Raw genomic sequence first — 5,943 nt, forward strand, 5'->3', positions numbered from 1 at the left:
GGCCGGCGGCGTCGGGCGCGGTGACGCGGGCCGCGACCGCCGCGGCGACCCGCTCCTCGAGCTCGCTGCCCTCGCCGGCGGCGCGTACGGCCGCGAGCGCCGTCGAGAGCGCCGAGATGCCGAGGTCGGCGAGCGTCACCTCGACCGTCTCGACGACACCACCCGCGCTGTCCAGCACCTCGGCCGCGAGACGGAACGCGCCCGGGTCGCCGAGCACGCGGGCGACCCAGGCGTCGAGCCGCGGCTCGGCACGCCCCCGCACGTCGGACAGCCCGGCCCACGCGTCCGACGGCGGTCGCTCGTCGAGCACGACGAGCAGGCGGTGCCCGAGCCCGTCACCCGTGCGCGGGCTGCGGGCGACGTGCGCGTCCGGCACGCCGTCCTGACGGTCGAGCGCGTCGAGCGCCGCGGCCGCGCGCTCGGTGCTGCCCATGACGTTCTGGTGGACGCTCTCGGCGAGCAGCAGGTCACCGAGGGCGTCGACGGCGTCGGTGAGCCGCTCGAGCTCCGTCCGCACGGCCCGCCGGTAGGTGGCAGGGACGCCGGCCTCCTCGAGGAGCCGGGTCCGGCCCGCCGGGTCCAGCTCGGCGAGGTGCGCGCCGTCGACGACGTCGCGCGCGGCGACGGCCTCGCGCGGACCGCCGTCGCCCGCCGTGTCGCCCGGCCCGGGCAACGGGTGCCGGCGCCGGATCTCGAGGATGAACTGCGCGGCCGCGGGTCCCTGGTCCCGCAGCCCGCGCTCGAAGCGGTAGCCCAGCAGCGCGGCGAGCGGCTGCCCGCCGCGCACGCCCTCGAGGAGGGTCAACGCGTCCCGGGCGCGGCGCGAGCTCAGGTCGATCGAGAGCGCCTCGGCGTCGCCGTCGCTGCGGGACAGGTGGCCGCTGCGCAGGATCGCCGCGGTCGTGGCGTGCGCGACCGACGGACCGTGGACGTAGCCGCTGCTCGGCGGCCGGCGCGCCGGGCGCAGGTCCTCGACCCAGCCGTAGGCGCCGAGGTGCACGCCGGTCGGGCCGGCGGCACGCATCTGGTCGAGACGACGCGTCGCGAGCGACGTCGCCCAGGCGTCGTAGCGGTGCGACATCGCGTCGAGCGCGTCGGCGCACGTCCGGTGGAGCTCGGCGGTGGGGACGCCGGTGAGCCGGCCCAGCGCCACGCGGAACTCGCCGAGCTGCCGCGTCGTCCGGGCGGCGGCGAGCTGCGCGTGCGTGAGGGTGCCCACGTACTCGGCCATGGTGAGGGTGCCCGACACGGAGGCGATCACCTGGTGCGCCAGCTCCATCCCGCTGACCGTCAGGGCGGCGGAGACCGTGCCCGGTGCGTCCACGCCGACCGGCACGGGCTTCGTCCGGGAAGCCGTCGGGGGTGCGAGCGCGGGCGGCGCAGCGGTCGCGGACGACCCGGCGGTGGCGGTCAGGACGCCCGGCGGGAGGTGGACCTCCGCGTCGCGCAGGGCGGCGTGCAGGGCCACGGGCAGCTGGAGCTCCTGCACGGCGACCAGTGTCACGGACCTGATCAGCTCGAGCGTCGCGGCGTGGTCGAGGAGCGCCTCGAGCAGCGTGCCCGTCCCGGCTCCCGTGACCGGGGCCCCGCCCCGGCTCACGTCGGCCAGCACCCGGGCGACGTAGTCGGGTGCGAGCCCTGCCGTCTCGCTCAGGCGCCCGGGGGCGACGAGCGGGACCGGCAGCACCTCCTGGGTGTCGAGGACGGTGAGGTCGACGATCTCGGGCCGTCCCGGCACGCCCATCGACGTCAGCACGAAACGGGCGAGCAGCTCCTGGAACGCGCTCAGCTGTTCGGCGCCCTCCGAGTTCGCCACCGCCGCCGGCCCCAGCACCTCCCGGACCCGGTAGGCCACGGACCGCGCCTGACGGGACAGGACCCGGACGAGGTCCGTGGCCGGGTCGGGGCCTCCCCCGAGCCGCTCGGTGTACCTCGCGGCCACCGACCAGTGCACGCGGAGCGCGGAGAGCGTGCGTCGCAGCAGGTCGTCCGTCGCGTCCCCGCGGAGCCGCTCGAGCGCGACCACGGGGAGCAGCCCGTAGGGCTGGCGACCCACGCGCACGAGCGGGAGCGGGCCGCGCGGCCGCACGTGGCGTCGGAACTGCTCCCGCAGCAGGTCGACCTGCGCCTCCGACACCAGGGGGTCGAGGATCTGCCGGAGGAAGTACCCGAGCGTCGGCTCCCACAGCGCGGTGTGCATGTCACCCGCCCACCGCGCAGGCACCGCGCCCGAGCCGGGCAACCGCGCGAGGGTCCCGGCCGGGTCGAGGCCGAGGGCCCGTGCGGCCACGGCCGCCGCGCTCGCAGCGGGGCGCGCGGGCACCTCCTCGGAGGGGTCGGCGACCGCAGGCCGGACGGGCGCCGGGTCCGCCGCACCCGCGTTGGTGGGCAGACCGGGCTCGACGAGGTCGAGCCCGACGGTGAACCGGTGCGCCTCCAGCGTCCGCTCGAGGCGCGTGGCCGCCTCCGCGGGCCCCACACGGTGGTCGACACCCAGCACGACGAGCCGGTCGAAGCCCGCGGCCAGCGGGCCGTCCACGTCCTTCGGCCGCACCGTGACGGCCATCCCGGCCGCGACGGCCTCGTCGTAGTCCGTGAGCCACCGGGCGCCCGCGTCGACGGCGAGGGCGGTCTGCTCGTCGGCCCGCTCCGTCGGGCCCTCGGCGGCCGGGCCGGCGTCCGCGCCGGGCCCCGGCCCGAGGTCGAGCGGCTGCCGCACGAAGGCGCTCCGCACCCGCAGCACCTCGCGACCGTCCCGGTAGCCGAGCAGGAGCCAGCGCCCCGGGAGCAGGTCGGCGCGTGCCGGCCGGGACGGACCGGCGGGCCGCAGCTCGGCCCGCGGGAAACGTGGCGGCTCCTGGCCGAGCGCCGCGAGGTTCTCAGGAGTCGTCGCCGCCACCGTCCACGCGAAGCGCTGGCGCGGCCTCCCCTCCGCGAACCGGTCGAAGCAGGCCCGGGCGGCGTCGGCTCCCTGCGCGTGGGCGCGCTCGGCCCAGTAGCGGTGCGCGTGCTCCTCCTCGGCCGGCGTGAGGAGCTCCTCGAGCTGCTCGACGTGCAGGACGTCCGGGTACACGCGGACCCGCAGCTCGTCGCCGAGGAACCGCGTCTCGAGCCGCACGGGGAGGAGCGCGACCGGCACCTGCCCGGCGAGGAGCTGCGCAGGGTCCGCGAGCTCCGCCACGAGAAGGTCCAGCCCGAGGTAGGTCTCACGCAGGGCGGTGCCGATCTGCGCGAGGTCCGCGGCAGCCGTCGTGGCGGCGTCCCGGGACGTGGCGAGCGCCGCGCTCAGGGCGCGCTCCTCGCGCTTCGACGTCGCGCGCCCGGCCACGTGCGTCAGCCGCTGCTCGAGCCCGGCGACCTCCGCCCGCGTCGTGGCGAGCCGGCGCTCGGCGTCGGCGAGCGCGGAGCGCTGCTGCTGGGAGGCGGCGGTCGCGCGCGCGAGCGCTGCGCGCACCTCGGGTGTCGGTGTCTCGTCGGGCATGGCTAGTCCAGGACCTCCGAGCTGTGCACTGCGGCACGGAACGGCCGCTGGAAGGTGAGCGCGGCGACGTGCGCCGCGTCCTTGCCGAACTGCACGGACGTCGGCGACCCCTCGGTCAGCGGACGGGCGGCCGACCCGTCGATCGCGGCGACCGAGAAGTGACCACCCGGGGCCACACCGACGTGGCCCCAGGTGAGGTCGGACCACGTCGTCGGCGGCGCGCCCGTCTGCTCGTCACCCCGCGGCACGTCGAGTCCGAACCGGGGCTCGGTGGGCTGCTCCTGGAGGACGAACATCGTGCCGTCCCCCGCGGTCGCGTCAGCCGCGCTGAGCGCGAACCCGACGAACACGATGTCGGGGTCGAGGTGGCCCGCGAAGACGGGGAGCACCGGTGCCGCGGCAGGGTCGATCCGCCGGTCCGGCGTCGCGGGGGCCGCGTAGACGACGGTGTGCGGGTAGCGGCGGAGCAGCTGACCCCGCACGAGCAGCACGAGGGCGCCGTCGGCGTCGCCGGCGCCGTGGCTGCCGAGGCGGCCGCTCGGCGACCACGTGTGGACCGGCTCGATGTCCCTGCCGCCCGGCCCCCGGTCCCAGAACGCGCGCAGGGGCGTGCCGCGGCGGTCCGTCGGGTACCTCCGCCAGAGCAGCTCGCGGTTGAGCTCGTGGTTGGCGCCGACGAGGAACGACTCGACGAAGCGCGGGTTCGTCTCGAGCAGGGTGATCGCGTCGTCGGGGATCTGGCCGGCGCCGGGGAGGAACCGCTCCTGGTCGAACCGCGCGAGGTCGAGGTACAGCGGACGGTCGAGCACGGGGCCCACCATGATCGGGCTCATGGGGTGGAGCTGGGCCCACGTGACGTCCCCGACCCCACCCGCGCCGGTGCCGGGAAGTCCCCTGCCCTGCACGGTGACCCGGGCCTGCGCGCGCCGGAGCGCCATCGCGGTGGGTCGCGTCGCCTCGACGAGGTGGTCGCGCAGCGTGGTGATGTCGAGCGGTGGCGACGGCTGCGGCGCGGGCACGGTCTTGACGACCGACGCCGCCCGGGCAGCCGTGAACGACTGGGCGAAGGCCCCGACGGCGGCCGCGACGAGGAGCGGGGCGTCGACCGTCACGACCTGCCCCGTCACGCCGAGGTCGGTCGCGAGCGCCTCGATCGGGAGCGCCTCGACCTGTAGTGCCTCCACCGGGAGCAGGGACCCCGTGGCGACTCCGGGCCCGACGTGCGCCGCCGCCTCGGGCTGCGGGAGCGGCCGCACGGCGTCGGTGCCGGTCCGCCCAGGGCGGACGGTGCCGGGCAGCAGGTCCGCGGAGAGGCGGATCCGCTCGCGCATCACGGCGTCCACGAGCGGACCCGCCACCACGGCCGGCGGGACCGACGGGCGCAGGAGCGGCCCGGGCACCTCGAGCTGCGGTGCCGACACGGTCACGGTGGCCGTCGTGTCATGCAGCCGCGCGGACAGGGTGGCCCCGTCGGCGGCGAGGGAGACGGGTGCCACGCCGCCCTGCGCGAGCACGAAGCCGACGAGGTGACCCCCGAGCGGGCCGACGGGCGCCGCGGCGGCGGCGCGGATCGACGCGAGCCCCGACGCCAGGTCGGCGTGCCGGCCGGCGCCCTGCCGGACCGCCCTGAGGTGCCGGTCGACGAGGACGCCGCTGCGGCCGAGGTCGGGGCGCACCCGGATCTCCGGTGTGACGACCCCGACGAGCCGTCCGGCGTGCTCGCGCACCAGGCCGCTGAGCTGCTCGACGAGCTGGCGCTCGTGGGGCGGCAGCGCGATGCGTCCCGTGTCGACGAGCTCGGGCAGGCGGCTGCCGCGCAGGCCATCGGGCACCATCCGGAGGTCGGGCGCGAGCGCGCCCAGGGCAGCCCGTCCGAGGGGCGCCAGGTCGACACCGCCCGAGCGCGTGAGCGGCAGCCCCGCGCGACGCGCGGCGAGACGCAGCGGCGCGCTGCGCGGCGAGACCAGCCGTCGGAAGTCGCGCGTGCCGAAGCCCCCGGGCATCGCGGAGCGCCGGACCAGGTCGTGCACCGTGGCGCCGCCGAGGAGCACGCGGCGCAGGGCCGGTGCGACGAGGTCGAGCGCCCGGAGCGGGTCGATGCCGACGACGTGCTTGGTGTGCACGCGCGTCACGACGATGCTCATCATCCGGGCCAGGTCGAGCAGCCCGTTCGCGGCGAGCACGTCGCCGACCTGCGCCCACGCGGCGTCGACGTACTCCTCCTGGTTCGCGCGCACCACCTCGGCGCCCAGCCCGGCGGCGACGCGGTGCCGTGCGTCGGCGTTGAGGTCGCGCAGCCACCGGGGCAGCTCCTCGGGGGCCGGGACCCGGTGCCGGTCGGCCGCCCACTGGCCGTACACGGGCGGCGCGACCGCCTCGGCGCCCGTCGGCGCGCCGCCCTGCGCCGCCGCAGCGGTCGCGTCGACCAGCTCCACGAGACGGGCCGTCCACGCCTCGAGCGC

Annotated in this window: 2 pseudogenes; both read right to left on the bottom strand. The window is 77.5% G+C overall.

Annotated features, from left to right (window positions below):
• Window positions 1-3,481: pseudogene (locus ICW40_RS15190) on the bottom strand (hypothetical protein); the annotation flags it as partial.
• Window positions 3,482-3,483: 2 nt separating this feature from the next.
• Window positions 3,484-5,943, bottom strand: a pseudogene (locus ICW40_RS15195) (hypothetical protein); the annotation flags it as partial.

It is taken from the genome of Actinotalea ferrariae (assembly GCF_019733465.1).
GTDB lineage: Bacteria > Actinomycetota > Actinomycetes > Actinomycetales > Cellulomonadaceae > Actinotalea > Actinotalea ferrariae_A.